Raw genomic sequence first — 17,581 nt, 5'->3', positions numbered from 1 at the left:
GATCAGGTATTGACCGTCATGAAGCGATCATTGAGTGCCTTTTCGTAGTAAAAGACCGCTTTACCGGCATTTTCGGCCTTCCACGTGCGTCGAGGGTTGTCGGGATAATAGAAGTACCCGCCACTGAAGGTTTCGTTGCGATTGCCTGACGGGTCGAAGAAGTAAATTGTCTGACCGCGGGTGATGCCGTGGCGCGTCGGGCCGATATCTAGCGAAATATCGTAGCGGCTGATGATGTCCGCAGCGTGGCCCACATCGTGCCACGATTCCAGGTTAAAAGACGTATGATGTATCTTGCCGTCTTCCGGAGCGCCGAGGAACGCGACATCGTGCGCCTTGTTGCTACAGCTGAGGAAGATTGCCATGCGTCCCCCGCTCGCCTCATCGACCAGTTCCTCAGTGATCGAGAAATCGAGAGCATCGACCAGGATCTTGGCTGAAGCAGCGATATCTACCCCGTTGAGTGCGCAGTGATCGAACCGGGTCACACGCATGCCTCGCGGTTCAACCACCCAGACATCCGGGTCGCTGATTGCTGGGCCGGTCTGCGACAGTTCCATCTCGGAATAGAGTTCGAAAACATGTTGCGTTGGAAGTTTGAACCGGATCTTGCGGCCAACACCAGGATCTTTACCTTCCGGAAGCACATCCACATGAACGCCCATATCGAGCAAACGCTCGGCAAAATGATCGAGATCTGTATCCTTAGCGACCTTGAAACCCATCACGTCCATGCCCGGATGGTCGGCTTCGCGCAGGATGATGCTGTGCCTGTCGAATTCATCAAAAGCCTGGAAGAACGCACGGTCGCCCTCGCGTGAGACGAGATTAAGGCCGATACGATCGCGATAATGCTCAATCGCCTCCTCGAGATCCAGAACCCTCAACTGTACGTATCCGGGACGAATAACTCCGGTAACTGCCATGATCGATCTCCTCTCTAATTAAGCCTTGAGGCCGTGTTTGAAGAATTCCGTCACCATCCGGTTGAAGCTCGCCAGGCGTTCAATCTGGACCCAGTGACCACATTCGGAGAACAGATGAAGATCTGCTCGCTTCATCAGGCCGGCCAGACGCACGGTTGAGTCCAGCGGTATTACCTGATCGGCAATTCCATGAAGAATTAGCGTCTCGTGCTCGATATTGCCGATGTCCTCTTCGCGACTGGCAAGCATGGCGACATTGCTCTGGCGATCTTCGCCACCAAAGGTTTCGCGATAGGGTTCCAGCATGCCGGGACGGATGCTGGCCTCGTAACGTGATTGAATTAGATCGTCCGTCAGGCGAGAATGGTCCCAGGCGAGATATTTGAGAGACTCTCTCATCGCTTCAATCGATGGCTCGTATCCCCAGACCTTGTCCAGCGCCGGGGTGATGGGGAAATTCAGACCTGCTGGCCCCATGAGAACTGCACGATCGACCCGATCAGGATGCGCAATCATGAAAGCGAGTGTGACCCCCCCACCGAACGAATTTCCAACCATCGAAATCTTGTCGATACCCAACGCATCGAGAAGGGAGGCCAATTGATCGACCCAGACCTGCTTGTCCTGAATTCGGCCTTTGCTGTCAGAATAGCCAAAACCAAACATGTCGGGCGCGATGACGCGAAAACTCTCGGCAAGGACCGGAATATTCAGACGCCAGTTTGCCCAGGCGGTGACCCCTGGGCCAGAACCGTGAACAAGGAGAACCGGCGGGCCTTCACCGACATCGTGATAATTCGTCGAGGATCCTCCAAAGTCTAATGATTGGCCAACTTCTGCGCGCGCGGCTTCTTGGTTCGCATCTACCATGATTTTAAGCCAATCCTTTTCTATTACTGACAGTGCAAGCCGTTCAGGAAGGCAACAACACCAACCTTCGGATTGCCGATCTATTTCACCCTTCGAGATCCCAAGGTATGTCCTGCGGCCTCGACATCAGCAGATTGCGAACATCATTTTTTCGCACTTTGAAGTTTGTCGTCAGCGGAAAGTCTTCTTGTGTGAAGACAATGTGCTTTGGAACCGAGGGACGGTTGAGCTTGTCCCTGCAGAACTCGATCAATTCAGTGTGGCTCAGCTCGGGATGGGAATCAGCGCGATGAACAACCGCTACAACAGCTTCACCCCATTCCGGGTGAGGCAGTCCCACAACGCAAATATCCGCGACACCCGGATGCTTAACGATCACTTCCTCGACGGAAGCGGGATAAACATTAACTCCCCCGGAAATTATGAGAAACTTCTGTCGATCCAGAAGATATAGGTAGCCTTCGTCATCTAGCGAGCCGATATCATTCGTGCGGAGCCAACCCTCACTCTGCACTTCTTGCGTTTGCTCCGGCAGATTCAGGTATTCGGCCATAACCGTGGGCCCGCGAAGCCAAACTTCACCGGGCTCCCCAACGGCCACTGGTTGCCCGTCTTCGCTTCGGATTGAAATTTCAAAATGAGACGCAACTCGCCCGACTGAAGAAAGCAGCTTCGGTTTTGTGCTCAGACCACGCCGATGGTCTTCCGGCGAGAGGAAGGAGACCCCGCCCCAAGTCGTCTCGGTGAGCGCATAGACATTGATCATGTCTTTACCGAAAGTCTCATGCACGCTCCTGATGAGGTGCGGAGAAGCGGGGGAGGAGCCATAGACAATCAAGCGGACGGAGGAGAGATCGAACGGCGTCGCCTTGTTGTCCTCAAGTGCCCATTTGAGCATTGTCGGAGCGAGAAGAAATGCCGTGACCGATTTCTCTTTCACGGTATCGAAGAAGGTGCCCCGATCATAGTCGCCATCAGCAATAATGTGCGTCATTCCATTGCCAAGACCGAGAAACGCGAGAACCACAGCAACCCAGGCATTTCCGGTTGGAAGGAAGAATCGATCATCGCGAACGAAGCCGAATTCCGCCAGCGCATGAAGTATTGTGACAGTCACCGCACCGTGGGTTAAAACAGCGCCCTTTGGCACACCGGTAGTTCCCGAAGTATAGCTGTAGAACAACGGATTTTCGGATGAGAGCAAGGGCATATCCGGCACTGAGGCTACGGCATCCGTCAATGTATCAAGGTCGCTCGCGAAATTATGACCACCGCCGAAACCGATGACCCCAATATCGAGCTCATCGAGAACGTCTCTGATAATTTCAATTTGATCAGTACAAGACGCGTGAACAAAGAGATACCTTGCGTTGGAATCTCTAAGCACATGAATCATTTCAGTAGGAGTGAATCTGCGATTTATTCCCACCCGGATTGCGCCCGTCTTCATGCAGGCGAAGAAATGTTCATAAACCTCAATGCATTCAGGAGCGATCATGGCAGCCGCGTCGCCGACACGGCATCCCATCGAAAGCAGGACGGCCGCAATGCGATCCGAGCGAGCATCCATTTGACCCCAATTCGCTTCGCGGTCCCCGCAGACATAGGCGACCTTTTTCGGATTATTGCTTCCGGTTCGACGTATCAATTCACGCGGCAACATCTGGACATTCACGTCTTCGGTGGCATTTTGCCCCGCCCGATCGCATCCAATGTCCTTGGGGAACTGATCTCTTGCCTCTGAAACTCTTCCCATGACAACCTCGTGTTTTAGTTTTGATGAACAACTTACTTGCTCTATTAGTTATTTGATCGGCATGATTGGAACCAAACCCTGCCGTTCTGAATTTCTTTGAAACTTACTGGATCCCCAATCGTAGGCGCACCCGAACCGTCATCTTCGAGTAACGCGGTGAGCCTGCACCCCTCATCAAGCTCGACGAGAATGGTAGTATAGGGAGGATCGAGTTCCGGATCGTATTTTGTGTGATATATGACGAAAGAATATATCTCCCCGAAGCCCTTTGTTTCCGAGACCTCAAGTGGACCGGCACATTTCGGGCATATCCGCGCGGCATAATCGACCACGCCGCAACCGTCCGCGCATTGCAGGCAACATAGTCGCCCCGCCTCCGCAAGCTGGCGGATCTTGCCCGAGAACGGATCGTCGACTGCATTCGGGATACTGCTACCGCCGCCCGACATCTTTATAGCTCCCTGTGCGGACTGATGGTCATCGCCGAATGATATTCCATCCTTCCGCCAAAGCCGGTCACAAGTCCGATATCGTTCTTGGGCACCTGACGCTCCCCGCCATCGCCACGGGCTTGAACCACGGCCTCATGAACCGGAGTCATGCCTTGCAGATAGTAGGAGGAAAGATGGCCTCCTCCGGTATTTACTGGAAGCTTCCCGCCCGGTTTTGTCGTGCCGCTGGCAATAAGGTCTGGTGCTTCGCCAGGCTGGCACAGGCCATACCCTTCGAGTGCAAGTATCGAGGTGATTGTAAATGGGCTATACAGTTCACAATAATCGTAGAGTGCCGGTGTGGCACCAAGTGTCTCAAGCAATTTAGCTGAAGCAATTTCGGCACCGGTCTGCGTCTCAGGACTATTGCCGGCAAGGTTGCGCGCTCCAGAATGACCTTGTCCGAACGCATGGAGGTAGGCTGGCTGCTTAGGGCAATTGTCCGCTTCGTCCAGCGAACTGACGATTACGGCAACCGCGCCGTTGACCGGAAAGGCACAGTCGAAGAGCCTTAGCGGCTCCACAATCCAGCGAGAGTTGAAGTAATCATCCTCCCCCAGTGGCCTTCTAATAAACGCCTGCGGGTTAAGCGATGCCCAAGCCCTGTCGGCGGAGGCCGCAGCATAGAGAGCCCGGTCATCAGCTCCATAAACATGAAAATACCGCTGCGCAGAAATCGCGAATGCGCCGACCGCGCCATGCAAACCGCTGCTCGCATCCCAACCAGGAAGGCCAGTCAGATCCATCGAGCCAGAATAGGTTTTGGCCGCCCCGGCGCTTCGGACAGGAGCATCTGCGAAAACGCACAAGACATTGCTTGCGCCACCAGCTTCGATAGCGAGCGCCGCATACTGGATCATCTGTATTGCCGAACTGCCTTCTGCCTCAATGCTCGCCAGCAATGACAGATCGCCAAGACCCAGATCGCGCTTAAGATGCAGTGGTAGAACCTCACTTGGCTCGATCGGGCTTCTGTTCAACAGCAGCCCATCAATTATGTCCACTCCCGCTGACCTGTCAGCCAGCGCTGCGAGACAGGCTTGCGCAGCAAGCGCCCTAGGCGAAGAGCCCGGTTCGCGGGAAAAAGTGCTTTGCCCCAGCCCGGTAATCGCGGCCTTCGCTACGAATTTTCTGACTGCCTTCACTTTTCCCAAACCAAGCTCCATAAAAACTAGTCGACGGACCCTAGATGATGAATGAAAGACCCCGCACCGGTCCTTCAGAATTGAGCAGGAGGATGTGCTTGCTGAACATTTTCATCTCGCCATCTCGCATTCGAAGTTTATGCTCGACACGCGCAGGCCAAACTTCCATCTCTTTGTCTGCCTGAATGCGATATTCGTAGAGAACCACATTCGAACGAACGAAATACTCACCATCAGCAATTGTTTCGATTTCAACGTTCGATATGATCCTGCACATACGAGAAGGTGGAACCTGCGCATGCCGCACACCGGTGTTCAACTGGCGGATACGCGTGGCCAGCCTGGTGCGGTTGTCGTTGAGGATAGAAATCCGACCATCATCCGGATCCTGTCCCGCCTCGGCAGGAACCCAGTAATGCATGTCATCCTCTGCCAGAGCCTCCCATTCCGAATAGCGCGATTCGTCTGCGAGACGCGCCTCCTTGAACAAGAATTCTTCAACCCGCAGGCGCTCTTCTATTGTAACCATTTTTCGCAATCTTTTTACTTGGGGAATCAAGGTCGACCTGAATAGTCGCTAGAGAATCCTGAGGCTTCGATATCAAGCGGCGGCAGCAGCAGCGGTCGGAGAACTTTGATCTGGACCCTGCATCACTTGCTTGTAGTGTCGCCAAAACCCTCGATTGGATGTCTCATCGGTCAAATGGCCCACTACGACACCATTATCGTCAGTTACCTCTCTTTCGGCGCCACGGCTGAGATCAAGCCAGCCACCCTTTCCGGCCAAGGCGAGCTGCGTCCGCTCCGCGATCACGCTGTCATCAGCGAGCAAAAATGCCGTCGGACCCAACGCCCCTTCTGATTGACGCAAGATCCGCTGATTTACATCGTCATCCACGCCTTCGAGATACATCGGCGTGTGGATGTGGAGGCCTACGCCCGGCGCGACGGGCTCAAACCGAACGATGTTCATTTCCCCGAGGAACAGGTTGGGGAAAATTACCGCATGCGGCGGCCCATCGAGCAATATCTTATCACCCTTTTCCTGACCGTACGCTTCCCTGAGGGCTTTTGAATAAGAAGGATACCTATCCTCTGCACAGCCAAACCATTCGAGCGGGCGGGAATATGACGGCGAAAAGTTCAGCTCAGTGTGACCATTTCCCCAGTCCTTTGCCTCGGATTTCAGACTTTCCTCATCCTGCAGCACCGCTTCGTCATAATTGGATCTGATAGCCTGCGCGAAGGAAGGGTGGACGAAGTTCACATGGTAGCCATCGGTGTCATTCTCTGGAAGCATCTTCCAATTGCAGTTCAATTGATGGCGGACCCAACCGCCTGATAAATTGATCCTCCCTACCGGCGACATCTCGACCGCACGATCGATCAATTCTGTCGCGCGACCCAGATGGTCGCCCAACGATGGCACAGTGGGGTTAAAGCTTGCGAACACGAAACCCTGATAGCTGTCCACTTTCGCGAGACGCTCCAGACCGTGACAAGAAAAATCGCCCTTGAAACCGGCTGGATACGGCACATCAACAAGTCCACCCTTCGTGTCGTAAGCCCAACCATGATACTGGCAGACAAACGCCTTGGCATTGCCACGTTCCTCTTGGCAGATGATATTGCCGCGATGCGCACAGCGATTGACGATGACGGAGATCTCGCCATCACGACCGCGGACGGCAAAAACCGGGTCGCGCCCCACATTACGCCTTACGAAATCGCCCGCCTTGGGAATTTCCGAATCGTGACAAATGAAGACCCATCCATTGCGAAAAATGGAGTCCATCTCGGCCTCGAATACCTCGCTGTCGGTGTAGAGAGTAGAATGTACGCGGTCGTCGAGAATCAGTTCTTCGAAGCGAATTCCTTCGGATGGCCTGGAATTATCTAGCACTTTGAGCCTCCTGTCCTTTGTTGCACGCCGCCTGATGGATGTCGAATCGCTAATCGAGCGCTTGATTAGAAGCTAGGTCGCACCTAACAGCTCGTCAAGGGGCCTCCGCCCGTCACTTGTCGGAGATAAGCGAGGGAAAGAGAGCAACCGTGGCTGAAGCCATTAGTGAATATATCTGTATATTCAGATCGGCAATTTTTGCGAAAAATATCACTATATTCGATTTTTAGGGAGATCGGAATGACGAAGGGTAGCGGGAATCCAGAGAATATCGGTCACCAGGCCAATTATTCACCGTTGACGCCGTTGAGCTTTCTACAGCGCACCGCACAAGTCTTTGGTCATCATGTGGCTGTGATCTTTGAGGAGCGTAGCTGGACCTGGGCGCAATTCGCAAACCGCTGCTACAATCTGGCTGGAGCTCTGGCCGGAAGAGGCGTTAAAAGCGGCGAGAAAGTTTCGATTTTGGCAGATAATATTCCCGCTGCGCTGGAGGCCAGTTTCGGAATTCCTATGGCGGGGGGTGTCATCAATGCGATCAACACGCGTCTTGACCCCGATGCAATTGCTTTCATTCTTGAGCATGCAGAAACGCGAGTCTTCCTCGTCGACCGGCACTATGCAAAGGTTGCCGGTGAAGCGATTTCCAATTGCACACGCAACCTTCTGGTGATCGACATTGAGGACGCGGCGAGCGGCAGCAAACCTACTTTTGCGCAATTATCCTACGAGGAATTCCTGAGCGAGGCGATCACCGATCTTCCAGCGCCCAATCTGAACGAACTTGATCCGATCGCTCTTAACTATACCTCTGGCACAACCGGTGATCCCAAAGGCGTTTTACTTCATCATCGCGGGGCTTATCTGAACGCAATAGGCAACTCGCTTTCGTGGGGGTTGCCACGGTTCTGCGTTTACCTCTGGTCCCTTCCCCTGTTTCATTGCAATGGCTGGTGCTTTCCCTGGACAATCGCATTGCAGGCGGGAGTGAATGTTTGCGTTCGCGGGGTCGATCCCAACGCGCTTCTCGATTTGATTGAGAAGCACAAGGTTACACATTTGTGCGGGGCGCCGATCGTAGTGAGAATGCTGGTCGATGCCGCCAACGCAATCACCACTGAGCGGGCACCCCTCTCCATTATGACGGCGGGTGCTGCGCCCCCCTCGTCCTTGTTGGCCAAGGCCAGTGCGACCGGCTTCGATATCACACATACATACGGGTTGACTGAAGTCTACGGACCCTGTGCTGTCTGTGAATGGCACCCGGAGTGGGATGCGTTATCTCAAGACGAGCAGGCCACGCTGATGGCGCGTCAAGGCGTCGGCTACCCAGTTGTGGAAGAGATAGCTGTAATAAATCCCGAGACAATGCTGCCGGTTCCACAAGATGGCGTGACGATCGGGGAAGTCATGTTCCGAGGTAACGTGGTAATGACTGGTTACTATAAAAACCCCGAAGCAACACGGGAAGCGCTCTCTGGCGGCTATTTCCACAGCGGCGATCTGGCCGTCTGGTACCCCGGCGGCTACGTAGAGATCAAAGATCGTTCCAAAGATATCATTATATCCGGCGGAGAGAATATCTCCAGCATTGAGATAGAAGAAGTTCTATATAAACATCCCGCTGTTTCCGCAGCAGCGGTAGTGGCCGCCCCCCATGAAAAGTGGGGGGAAACGCCACACGCTTTCATCGAAACTGTCGCAAACAAAAGCGCTGACCCCGACGAGATTATTGCCTTTTGTCGAGACCATCTCGCTCATTTCAAATGCCCGACCCGCGTCACTCTTCAAGAGCTTCCCAAGACAGCCACAGGAAAGATCCAGAAATACGAACTTCGCGAGAAGGCGAAGGCCTTGTCACCCTTTTCTTGAATTTCTTGCGTGAGAAATTGGCGAGCGTCTTGTTGAGCGCGGATCGGGATAGAAAGCGATGGCTTCAATCGTCGACGGTCAAGATGGAATGAATGCGCCAGCCCGGTCCTGGACCCTCTACCAGCGCTTGAGCGTGGGGCCCGGTTCCAGGCAGGGTCATTCTCTTGTGCAAGGATGCAGATTGGAAAAATTGCGGATCATGTCAGCCTCGCTGAAGGATGCATGGGTCCGCGCTAGATCTGTAGCGCAAAAACAGTAAGACCCTCTTATTTCTACATCAATCTACGTCTTTCGGCTTGTCGCCGCTCTTCTCCGCAGCACAAAGTTTATGAAACTCTTCTTCATCTAGATTGAGCGCAATTGAACAGAAGAGGTTGGCGGCACTTGCAAGTTGAGAAGATTCTGTGAGGTTTTTTCGGGCGGGGCCCCAATTCAGTGCAGCAAGCATGTAAAGCCGACAACGCTCTGGATCGCTGAGCAGGTACTGATTTGATTTGAGTTCGTTCAGAACCTGCATCCACACCTCGCGATACTGTTGGTTGACTGTGCGCAATCGGTCCCTTGCATCGGGAGAAAGCAATTTCCAATCTCGAAAGGAGACCTCATGAGCTGAACCCAACGGTCCCATTATAGCCGTAAGGTGCGCAAGGGCGAGAGCCTGGAATCTAGACAAGGGGCCCGTTGCGGTTGAAAGATGTTCGTGAACAATTTGCAGTCCAGACTTCATCGCCTGCGAAATTATTTCTTCGAGCAAGTCTTCTTTACTTTTAAAGTAGTAAAAGATGCTGCCGGAGGTCAGGCCCGTAGCATCTGCAATCTGTCTCACTGTAGCGCCCTGATATCCATTTTTCTGGAAGAGCAGCGCCGCCGCCTGTAAGAGCTGTTCACGGCGGAGGTTGGGCTCACTATCACAGGCGAGATTTTGACGTGCCATTATCGGCCTTTCGTATCGCTTTTTGGTCTAGGTGATGCATCATTTAGTGGTCTTTTCAGTCTTGACACGGAAACGGACGAACAGAGCGGAGCAGGAAACCGCTATTGCTCGCGAGATAGAGGCGGGATATTGCAAGGATGTCATACCGGCAATGCACTCATGATACCATCAGGCAAGCTCAATCAGCCATAAATCTACGGCTGCGCCCAGAGGTTCGCGTGAACAAAACACCCCAACCAAGTCAGTCGTCAGAACATCTGGCACAATTCGCGGCGTAAATTAGCGAAGCGTCGGCCTTGTCTGGGGTTGATGTTAGGCGGCAAGCTTGCGGTGCTGCAAGCGCCGATGTGCGATGGTCTTGCGTTTGATCCTTTCTCGTTGTTGGATGATGGCTGGAGCTCTGCCGAAGTAGGCGTCTGCGGGCGTCACGTTGCTCAGGCTCTCATGGTAGCGCTGGTGATTGTAATGCTCAACGAAGGCCTCGATCTGCGCCTGTTGATTTTCGCTGAGATGTGACCCGGGTTGCGGGAGGGTTATTTTCTCCCGGCTTCGGATTTGGTCTAGTGTTGTGTGGTCTCCTTTTTCTGTTTGCTCTTGACAGCGGATGCCTTGAAGCGGAAGCTGTTATTGCCGGTTTCGAAGATGTGGCAGTGATGGGGTCAGTCGGTCGAGCAATGCAGTGGTCATCTTGGCATCGCCGAACACGCTGGCCCATTCCGAGAAGCTCAGGTTGGTCGTGATGACGACGCTGGTGCGCTCGTAGAGTTTGCTGAGCAGGTGGAACAGCAATGCCCGCCTGACGGGCTGAACGGCAGATATCCAAGCTCGTCGAGGATCACGAGGTCGAGCCGCAGAAGCCGCTCGGCAAGCTGGCCAGCCTTGTTCATCACTTTTTCCTGCTCCAGCGCGTTTACCAGATCGACCGTGGAAGAGAAGCGCACCTTTTTGCGGTGGTGCTCGACTGCCTAATCTCCCAGCGCAGTGGCGATATGGGTCTTGCCGGTGCTCGGGCCACCGATCAGAACGACGTTGTGGGCGCCATCGATAAACTCGCCGCGATGGAGCTGGCGGATCATGGCCTCGTTCGCTTCGCTGGACGCAAAATCGAAGGTGGCCAGATCCACGTAGGCCGGGAAGCGGGCGGCCTTCATCTGGTAGGCGATCGAGCGAACCTCGCGTTCGGCTACCTCGGCCTTGAGCAGCTGGGAAAGGATCGGAACCGCCGTACCGAAGGCTGGGGCTCCCTGCTCGATCAGGTCGTCGGCAGCCTGCGCCATGCCGTACATCTTCAGGCCACGCAGCATGACCACCACAGCCGCGCTGGCAGGATCATGACGCAAGGCGAAGATCCTTTCCGCGCAGGGTATCGTATCGTGCCACATTGGCCTTTGGCTCGCGGTTCAGGCTGAGCGCCTGCGGGGCATCGATCACCTCGACACTGCTCGGCTTATCATCGATCAGCCGATGCAGCAGGTTGACGATATGGTCTTGGTGGGAACGCCGGCTTCCAGCGCCAGCTCGACCGCACATAGCACCGCCTGCTCATCGGGATGCAGAAACAGCGAGAGGATATCGACCATCTCCCTGTCGCCGCCGGGGTGCTGAGAAGGTGTGACTGCAACTGGCGGAAGGCATCGGGCATCCCGGTAAAGGGGGCGCCGTTGCGCAGGGCTCCGGGCTTGCGCTGGATTACTGCGAGATAATGCCGCCAGTATAGACTGTCTGGCCCCGCAGATGATGCGCCCGCGTGATAAGCCGCCGATGTTCGCATAGCACCTGCCCTTCGGCGGCGATGACAATACGGTCGGGATAGATCCGCAGACTTACGGGCCGGCTCGCGAAGGATCCTGGTCACGTCTGGAGCTATGACTTCGTCATGGATCGCACGCGTGACGGAAAGGTGTTCCGCATGCTGACGGTGATCGATGAGCACACGAGGCAGTGCCTGGCGATCCATGTCCAACGCAAGTTGAAGAGCGATGACGTGCTGGCGGTGCTCACTGAGCTGTTCCAGCGGCACGGTCCGCCCGATCACATCCGCTCGGACAATGGGGCTGAGTTTACCGCACACGCCGTGCGCGACTGGCTTGGTCGGATCGGCGTGAAGACGCTCTACATCGAGCCAGGATCACCATGGGAGAACGGTTACAATGAAAGCTTCAACGGCAAGCTCAGGGATGAACTGCTCAACGGCGAGATCTTCTACACCCTCAAGGAAGCGGTCATCCTGATCGAGCGCTGGCGCATCCACTACAACACCATCCGGCCGCACTCATCGCTCGGATACAAGCCGCCCGCACCACAAACGATCTTGCATCGCCCTGCTAGACTACCTTACGCTACGCTTCAGGCCGCCCAGCAGGGCGACCATAACCGCCGGAACTCTAACTTAACCGTTGGACCACCCTGATGGGGCAGGTCACAAAGGCGTTAACTTCGGTGATTGGCAGACCGGAGATGTCCCATGTTTCCATACAAGGTTTGACGCTCGGATCATCCCTTGTGCGCTATGCTGCACAGGTGAGGGATGCTGCGATCCAAACCGGAGGAAAGTTTTAGAGCCACGTTCTTGCTCAGGCGGCTCAGTTCGAAGCGCGCTGCCTTTTGACCAGGTCATGCAAACTGGAGGTAATGACGCGCGTTGCCTTGCCGATCTTCACGGTTTCGAGTTCGCCCGTCGCAATCAGCTCATAGAGCTTCGTGCGCCCTACGCCGATCATAAGGGCAGCGTCATTGATCCGGACGCAGATCGGCTCGACGGTTTGATGGCCGCTCATTCTGCTGGTTCCTCTTCACGATAGTGAGCGGGATCGGCAATCCAGCGATTGATGGCAGACTCGTGCCAGCCCGCGCCGTGGATGCTGATCTTGACCTGCGACGGAAACGTGCCCTCTGCGATCTTACGATAAATGGTGGAGCGGGAAAGGCCGGTGCGGTCGAGCACGGTCTTGAGGCGGATGATGCGTTCGGTATTCGACATGGGGCATTCTCTCTTTGGTATCGGCAGCCCCTCTCCGGAACATAATGAGAACTTTTTCTGAAAGGCGCAAGCGCCCGGTTCAGTTGGAATTCGGGCAATTCTTCAACGATTTGCACGATTTGAACCGACTATGGACGGTTCGAGACCTTTACGGACAAACCGCTCCGTTGCCCTTGGTTTTGAGATTTTTTTCGTTCGACGCGAATTTACGGCTGGCACGCGCGAATTTGCGACGGCAGCGACGGATTTCCGCGCCAGCGTTGCCGGATTTCGCGCACGAATCATGTCTTCTTTCGCGCAGTCGGCTTGGTTAGGCGGTTTGATTCTTTGCCAGAACGCTAAGTTAAGCTTAGTCTTTTGAGGTTATTTCAAACTGGACACGAGTTTACACAAGTGGCAAAACACTAAGCATGGCTACGCGTTTGGACAGCAAGCTAAACCAACTCCAGCAGGAGCTCCCGGAAGGACTTCTGGTCGATGCCGCCTGGCTGGAGGCCAATGGCTATTCGTCCGCGCTGCGTAGCCAGTATGTAAGTTCCGGCTGGCTGGATAGCCCAGCGCGACGGGTCTATCGCCGTTCACGCGGGCCTATGACCTGGCAGCAGGTCGTAATCTCGCTCCAGACCATGCTTGACCTTCCACTGACCGTTGGCGGTCGCACCGCGCTCGAACAGCAAGGCTATGCCCACTACCTTTCAGCAAACGTCCAGACAGTTCACCTATACGGACCGACACGACCGCCAACCTGGCTGGGTGATTTGCCGCTCGAAGTGACATTCGCATGGCACAACAGCTTGCGCCTGTTTCCGACAGATGCCGACACGCCGCCATTGCCAAGCCCTACCATGTATAGTGCCGCTGGCGTGCAATTGCCTGTTCGCTATTCGAGCAAGGAGCGCGCCGTTCTCGAATTGCTCGACGAACTGCCCAGGCATGAGAGCTTTCATCAGGTCGATGCCTTAATGGAAGGCTTGAGCGATCTCAGCCCTCGTCGCCTGCAAACTCTTCTCGAAGCCTGCTCCAGCGTCAAGGTGAAGCGGCTGTTCCTGTTCTTTGCCGACCGGCACCGCCATGCTTGGCGATCGAAACTCGACTTGGCCAAGATCGATTTAGGTTCCGGAAAACGGGTTCTGGTGAAGGGGGGTAAGCTCGATCCGCAATACGACATCACGGTGCCCGCCGATCTTGGAGGGCAATAGGAAATGGCCTTCCAGGACGCTTATCGGCAGCAGGTTGCCCTCCTGATCCGCACCATACCGTTCGTGGCGCAAGAGCAGTGTTTCGCGCTCAAGGGCGGCACGGCGATCAACCTCTTCGTGCGCGACTTGCCGCGCCTCTCGGTTGACATCGACCTGACCTACTTGCCGGTCGAGGATCGCGCTTCATCACTCGCCGCTATCGACGCGGCGATGGTGCGGATCAAGGAGCGGATCGAAGGCGGGATACCGGGCGCGGCGGTCGCTCCATCACGTTCAGCAGGCGATAACATCATCACCAAGCTCATCGTCCGCTCTGAAGGTGTGCAGATCAAGATCGAAGTCACGCCTGTCTTGCGTGGCACCGTCTACGACCCCGTGGTCATGAGCGTCGTTCCCGCAGTCGAAGACACGTTCGGTTTCGCCGAAATGCAGGTTGTTTCCTTCCCCGACCTTTATGCGGGAAAGATCGTGGCGGCGCTGGACCGCCAGCACCCGCGTGACCTGTTCGACGTGCGAGACCTGCTGGCGAACGAAGAAATAAGTGACGAACTGCGGCGCGCATTCCTCGTCTACCTCATCAGCCACAATCGCCCGATGGCCGAGGTGCTCGCTCCGACCCACAAACCGCTGGCGGAGGAATTTGAGCGCGGATTTGTCGGCATGACGCAAGAGAATGTCGAGCTTGCCGATCTAGAGGCTACCCGCGAGGCACTCGTCGCCACAATGGTTGGCGAGATGCCAGACGCGCACCACCAGTTCCTGATCGGCTTCAAGCGCGGTGACCCGAATTGGGAACTTCTCGGCATACCGGAAGCAAGGCACTTGCCAGCAGTCTTGTGGAAGCAGCGGAATCTGGAAAAGATGCTGTCTGAGAAGCGGAAAGAGCTGATCGAGGTTCTGGAGAAAGTACTTCTCGGCTGACCGAATATGCGCTTGGCGAAAATCAGCGTGACCTCTCATCCGCAAAATGGCAGGCAGTGCGCATGTCGATTGTCTGGAAAATCATCCGCATTATCGGGCTTTACGTCGCCTCTTTCTTTGTTTGCGTAATAATCGCGGCAATTGCATTGGACAGTCTACCCGATGCGCTTGAAGCATTGTTCGCACTCCTCGCGCCGATTGCTTTTGTCTGGTGGTACGAAAAGCGTCGAAGCGCGCGAGTTGCTGAGACGACCGCCCCTGAAAAGCTGCAATCTCCCCCATTTTCGCGCGAAGTTAGAGCGTCTACGAATTCGAGACCGGATCAGCTAGCTCAGTTTGATCCCCACCTCGGAAACGTGGCACAAATTGCAGCGGAAGCAGTGCCCCGATCTGCAGAACTACAGCGTCGGTCGGACCAAGAAGAGAAGCTTTCGCCTGAAGCAAAGAGGCCAAAGCAAGGTTCATCGGAGAGATCGCAAGGCCATCACCAAGGTTGGGTGCGCAAAGGGCAATCCGTCACCATTGCAGGTCGCACGATCGATGGGATGGTCTATGTCGGCAAACCGCCTCGCATCGGCTCAACCCATTATGGCGAGAGCTGTCGAGCCTACATCGATCCATCGTTGTCCGTCGCGCAGGTTGGATCGGACAGGAATGGCGTTAACATGTCATATTGGCCGGGCTATTCGAACATCCCGGCTGTTTGCCGAGCCACCTATCTAAATTGGCTTGCGGATGGGCGACAAGACGGGACGATCGACCCCGGCTACATGTTCCTGTTCTTTTATGGCTTGGAGCGGCGGTATCTGGTCGAACAGCCATCTGAGGATGAGAAGCAGGAAATCGTAGCGGAGGTTGAGCGCCTCAAGATCCTCTTTTCTCACAACCATTCCGCACAAAGGTATCTCGGTGAATTCCTCAATATCGCCCGCGCGGCGGCACTGGGTGGCTTTTCAACAGACGACCCCACCCTAAAGCAGGCGATTTTGGAGAATCGCAGCTGGGATTTGCCCCTATTGTTGAAGCTCGCCCTCGGAGGCATGATTTCCGAAGGCGAAGCCTTGGACTCAGATTGGGTCCTCCTGTGGTTGCTGTGTTATCCAGAACGCCGCCTCCGCACGCCTGCCGAGCGTTGTGACGAAGAGTTCCGAGCACTCTTCAAGCTTAAGTTCGGAGCGCTGCATCCCGATGGCTTGAAAGTGCGAGCGCCTCGGAAAATGCTGGCTATGATGTATCGCGCCGCCTCCAGCGAATTCAACTGCTCGGTTAATCTTAGCGCGAAAGGCGGCCGAGAAGCTCAAATCCCCAACGTGTCTGATTTGCGGTCGCCAATGCAGAAGGCGCAGAAGATCGCAGATGAGGCTATGGATGAACTCGACAAGTTCAGCCGATATCTTGGACGAAATCCAGATGGTCGGGGGACCATTGAAGCACAGGCGCTGCTACCCGCTGAGCTTTGGAGTCTGTTCCCATCAGACGAGTTGGAAAAACTCAAAGACTGGGCGCGCGAACAAGTAGCCGCAGGCGGGTTGGTCCCAGCACTTGATGTGATCTCGCGCCTAGAAGGAGAAACGCCGGAGAAGCTTGGCAAGCGGAACCTCACCGGCGCAGCAGATGCACTCGCCCGTATCGGATTCGGTATGGCTCCAGACCCAAGATTCTCGCTGCGCGGACCGAAGATCGACGAACCCGTTGTGATCTTCGAACTCGGCGAGCCGGTCGAACAGCTTGAAGACGTATCCCCGGCCTATCGAACCGAATTGTTCGAACTAGCGCTGGCGACCTTCGTCGCACATGCCGATAGCAAAATTGTGGAAGCCGAACGCAGGGCACTCCGTGAAAAGATCGATGCTGTTAGCGGCCTGACTGAGCTTGAAAGAAAGCGGCTTCACGCCAACCTCGAATGGTATCTCGATGTTCCGCCAGACATGTCATGGCTGCGCAGCAAGCTGAAAGATGCGGACGCTGAGCATCATCTAGCCCTGCGCGCGGCAGTTGTCGCGATTGCCCACGCTGACAGCGTGATTCAGTCTGAAGAAGTGGCTTGCATCGAGAAGATCTACAAGGCTTTGGGGATCGATGCTGGCCTCGTTTACGCCGACCTCCATGCTGGCGACGTGCCAGACGGCCCTGTTCGCGTCAAAGCCGCCGAAGCTGAAGCACCAGGCGAACAAATACCGGACGAGCCGAAAGCCAAAGCCGGTTCGCTCGATGCAGCGCGTATTGCCGCTATTCGAAATGACACCGAGCGCGTTTCAAGCGTACTGGGCGAGATTTTCTCGGCCGACGAAGACGTGAGCGACGAGGCCGCCGCAACACATGCTCTTCCATCGTTAATGGCTGGCCTCGATCCCAAGCACGCGATGCTTGTAGAGCAGATAATCCAGCGCGATCACTGGACTGACGAAGAGTTTGACGAGATCGCCAGTAAGCAAGGGCTCATGCCCTCTGGCGCGCTTGAGGTAGTCAACGAGTGGGCTTTCGAGAAATTCGATGAGGCCTTGCTCGATGAATATGACGGATATGACGTATCGCCGGACATAGCCGATACGTTGCGAGCCGAGATGGCGAAGGGGGATTAATT

At 55.1% G+C, this 17,581-nt stretch carries 14 protein-coding genes and 4 pseudogenes; 5 read left to right on the top strand and 13 right to left on the bottom strand.

Features of this window, described 5'->3' with window-relative positions; genetic code table 11:
* Positions 1 to 2: 2 nt before the first annotated feature.
* From KYK83_RS01680 to KYK83_RS01650, 7 genes are all read right to left on the bottom strand, one after another.
* Positions 3 to 926: a catechol 2,3-dioxygenase gene (locus KYK83_RS01680; RefSeq protein WP_222826961.1), complete on the bottom strand. Its 924-nt coding sequence runs from the start codon at positions 924 to 926 to the stop codon at positions 3 to 5.
* Between the two features lie 18 nt (positions 927 to 944).
* Positions 945 to 1,796 (bottom strand): alpha/beta fold hydrolase, encoded by an 852-nt coding sequence (locus KYK83_RS01675; protein ID WP_222826960.1) that lies wholly within the window; start codon positions 1,794 to 1,796, stop codon positions 945 to 947.
* Between the two features lie 85 nt (positions 1,797 to 1,881).
* Positions 1,882 to 3,552 carry a class I adenylate-forming enzyme family protein gene (locus KYK83_RS01670; protein WP_222826959.1) on the bottom strand — a complete coding sequence of 557 codons (1,671 nt, stop codon included), beginning with the start codon at positions 3,550 to 3,552 and terminating at the stop codon, positions 1,882 to 1,884.
* A gap of 44 nt (positions 3,553 to 3,596) precedes the next feature.
* On the bottom strand, positions 3,597 to 4,001 hold the full coding sequence (locus KYK83_RS17590; protein WP_119587920.1) for a Zn-ribbon domain-containing OB-fold protein: 405 nt from the start codon (positions 3,999 to 4,001) through the stop codon (positions 3,597 to 3,599).
* 2 nt (positions 4,002 to 4,003) lie between these two features.
* Positions 4,004 to 5,023 (bottom strand): thiolase family protein, encoded by a 1,020-nt coding sequence (locus KYK83_RS01660; protein ID WP_222826958.1) that lies wholly within the window; start codon positions 5,021 to 5,023, stop codon positions 4,004 to 4,006.
* Positions 5,024 to 5,228: 205 nt separating this feature from the next.
* A complete protein-coding gene (locus KYK83_RS01655; protein WP_248284218.1) occupies positions 5,229 to 5,717 on the bottom strand; it encodes an aromatic-ring-hydroxylating dioxygenase subunit beta in 489 nt (162 codons plus the stop codon).
* Between the two features lie 72 nt (positions 5,718 to 5,789).
* On the bottom strand, positions 5,790 to 7,091 hold the full coding sequence (locus KYK83_RS01650) for an aromatic ring-hydroxylating oxygenase subunit alpha (RefSeq protein WP_222826956.1): 1,302 nt from the start codon (positions 7,089 to 7,091) through the stop codon (positions 5,790 to 5,792).
* A gap of 240 nt (positions 7,092 to 7,331) precedes the next feature.
* Here KYK83_RS01650 and KYK83_RS01645 point away from each other — a divergent pair, with 240 nt between their 5' ends.
* Positions 7,332 to 8,963 (top strand): AMP-binding protein, encoded by a 1,632-nt coding sequence (locus KYK83_RS01645; RefSeq protein ID WP_098106015.1) that lies wholly within the window; start codon positions 7,332 to 7,334, stop codon positions 8,961 to 8,963.
* 277 nt (positions 8,964 to 9,240) lie between these two features.
* Here KYK83_RS01645 and KYK83_RS01640 read toward each other — a convergent pair whose 3' ends face one another.
* From KYK83_RS01640 to KYK83_RS01625, 4 genes and pseudogenes are all read right to left on the bottom strand, one after another.
* Positions 9,241 to 9,897, bottom strand: coding sequence for a TetR/AcrR family transcriptional regulator (locus KYK83_RS01640; RefSeq protein ID WP_098106014.1), 657 nt, complete (start codon positions 9,895 to 9,897; stop codon positions 9,241 to 9,243).
* A gap of 312 nt (positions 9,898 to 10,209) precedes the next feature.
* Positions 10,210 to 10,392, bottom strand: a pseudogene (locus tag KYK83_RS01635) (integrase core domain-containing protein); the annotation flags it as partial.
* Positions 10,393 to 10,457: 65 nt separating this feature from the next.
* A pseudogene (gene istB, locus KYK83_RS01630) lies at positions 10,458 to 11,237 on the bottom strand (IS21-like element helper ATPase IstB).
* Positions 11,227 to 11,748: pseudogene (locus tag KYK83_RS01625) on the bottom strand (IS21 family transposase); the annotation flags it as partial. The pseudogenes KYK83_RS01625 and istB, both read right to left, overlap by 11 nt.
* On the opposite strand from KYK83_RS01625, the pseudogene KYK83_RS01620 reads away from it, so the two are divergent.
* Positions 11,744 to 12,307, top strand: a pseudogene (locus KYK83_RS01620) (IS3 family transposase); the annotation flags it as partial. The pseudogenes KYK83_RS01625 and KYK83_RS01620 sit on opposite strands and share 5 nt — an antisense overlap.
* 172 nt (positions 12,308 to 12,479) lie before the next feature.
* Here the strand turns inward: KYK83_RS01620 and KYK83_RS01615 are convergent.
* Positions 12,480 to 12,674: a helix-turn-helix domain-containing protein gene (locus KYK83_RS01615; protein WP_098106764.1), complete on the bottom strand. Its 195-nt coding sequence runs from the start codon at positions 12,672 to 12,674 to the stop codon at positions 12,480 to 12,482.
* Positions 12,671 to 12,877, bottom strand: coding sequence for a helix-turn-helix transcriptional regulator (locus KYK83_RS01610; protein WP_009802104.1), 207 nt, complete (start codon positions 12,875 to 12,877; stop codon positions 12,671 to 12,673). The genes KYK83_RS01615 and KYK83_RS01610 overlap by 4 nt, the downstream gene beginning before the upstream one ends.
* A 410-nt stretch (positions 12,878 to 13,287) precedes the next feature.
* On the opposite strand from KYK83_RS01610, the gene KYK83_RS01605 reads away from it, so the two are divergent.
* From KYK83_RS01605 to KYK83_RS01595, 3 genes are all read left to right on the top strand, one after another.
* Positions 13,288 to 14,076, top strand: a complete 789-nt coding sequence (locus KYK83_RS01605) for a type IV toxin-antitoxin system AbiEi family antitoxin (RefSeq protein WP_098106762.1) — start codon at positions 13,288 to 13,290, stop codon at positions 14,074 to 14,076.
* Between the two features lie 3 nt (positions 14,077 to 14,079).
* Entirely contained in the window at positions 14,080 to 14,997 is a 918-nt protein-coding gene (locus KYK83_RS01600) for a nucleotidyl transferase AbiEii/AbiGii toxin family protein (RefSeq protein WP_160682560.1), read from the top strand.
* Positions 14,998 to 15,059: 62 nt separating this feature from the next.
* Entirely contained in the window at positions 15,060 to 17,579 is a 2,520-nt protein-coding gene (locus KYK83_RS01595; RefSeq protein ID WP_222826955.1) for a tellurite resistance TerB family protein, read from the top strand.
* Positions 17,580 to 17,581 lie beyond the last annotated feature (2 nt).

The sequence above is a fragment of the Qipengyuania pacifica genome (genome assembly GCF_019857205.1).
In the GTDB taxonomy this organism is placed as follows: Bacteria; Pseudomonadota; Alphaproteobacteria; order Sphingomonadales; family Sphingomonadaceae; genus Qipengyuania; species Qipengyuania pacifica.
This window is presented reverse-complemented; position numbering and strand designations above follow the sequence as displayed.

Excerpts from the sequence above, each read along its gene's own strand:
- KYK83_RS01680 (WP_222826961.1), bottom strand. The coding sequence starts at position 926 with ATGGCAGTTACCGGAGTTATTCGTCCCGGATACGTACAGTTGAGGGTT.
- KYK83_RS01675 (WP_222826960.1), bottom strand. The coding sequence starts at position 1,796 with ATGGTAGATGCGAACCAAGAAGCCGCGCGCGCAGAAGTTGGCCAATCA.
- KYK83_RS01670 (WP_222826959.1), bottom strand. The coding sequence starts at position 3,552 with ATGGGAAGAGTTTCAGAGGCAAGAGATCAGTTCCCCAAGGACATTGGA.
- KYK83_RS17590 (WP_119587920.1), bottom strand. The coding sequence starts at position 4,001 with ATGTCGGGCGGCGGTAGCAGTATCCCGAATGCAGTCGACGATCCGTTC.
- KYK83_RS01655 (WP_248284218.1), bottom strand. The coding sequence starts at position 5,717 with ATGGTTACAATAGAAGAGCGCCTGCGGGTTGAAGAATTCTTGTTCAAG.
- KYK83_RS01645 (WP_098106015.1), top strand. The coding sequence starts at position 7,332 with ATGACGAAGGGTAGCGGGAATCCAGAGAATATCGGTCACCAGGCCAAT.
- KYK83_RS01640 (WP_098106014.1), bottom strand. The coding sequence starts at position 9,897 with ATGGCACGTCAAAATCTCGCCTGTGATAGTGAGCCCAACCTCCGCCGT.
- KYK83_RS01615 (WP_098106764.1), bottom strand. The coding sequence starts at position 12,674 with ATGAGCGGCCATCAAACCGTCGAGCCGATCTGCGTCCGGATCAATGAC.
- KYK83_RS01610 (WP_009802104.1), bottom strand. The coding sequence starts at position 12,877 with ATGTCGAATACCGAACGCATCATCCGCCTCAAGACCGTGCTCGACCGC.
- KYK83_RS01605 (WP_098106762.1), top strand. The coding sequence starts at position 13,288 with ATGGCTACGCGTTTGGACAGCAAGCTAAACCAACTCCAGCAGGAGCTC.
- KYK83_RS01600 (WP_160682560.1), top strand. The coding sequence starts at position 14,080 with ATGGCCTTCCAGGACGCTTATCGGCAGCAGGTTGCCCTCCTGATCCGC.
- KYK83_RS01595 (WP_222826955.1), top strand. The coding sequence starts at position 15,060 with ATGTCGATTGTCTGGAAAATCATCCGCATTATCGGGCTTTACGTCGCC.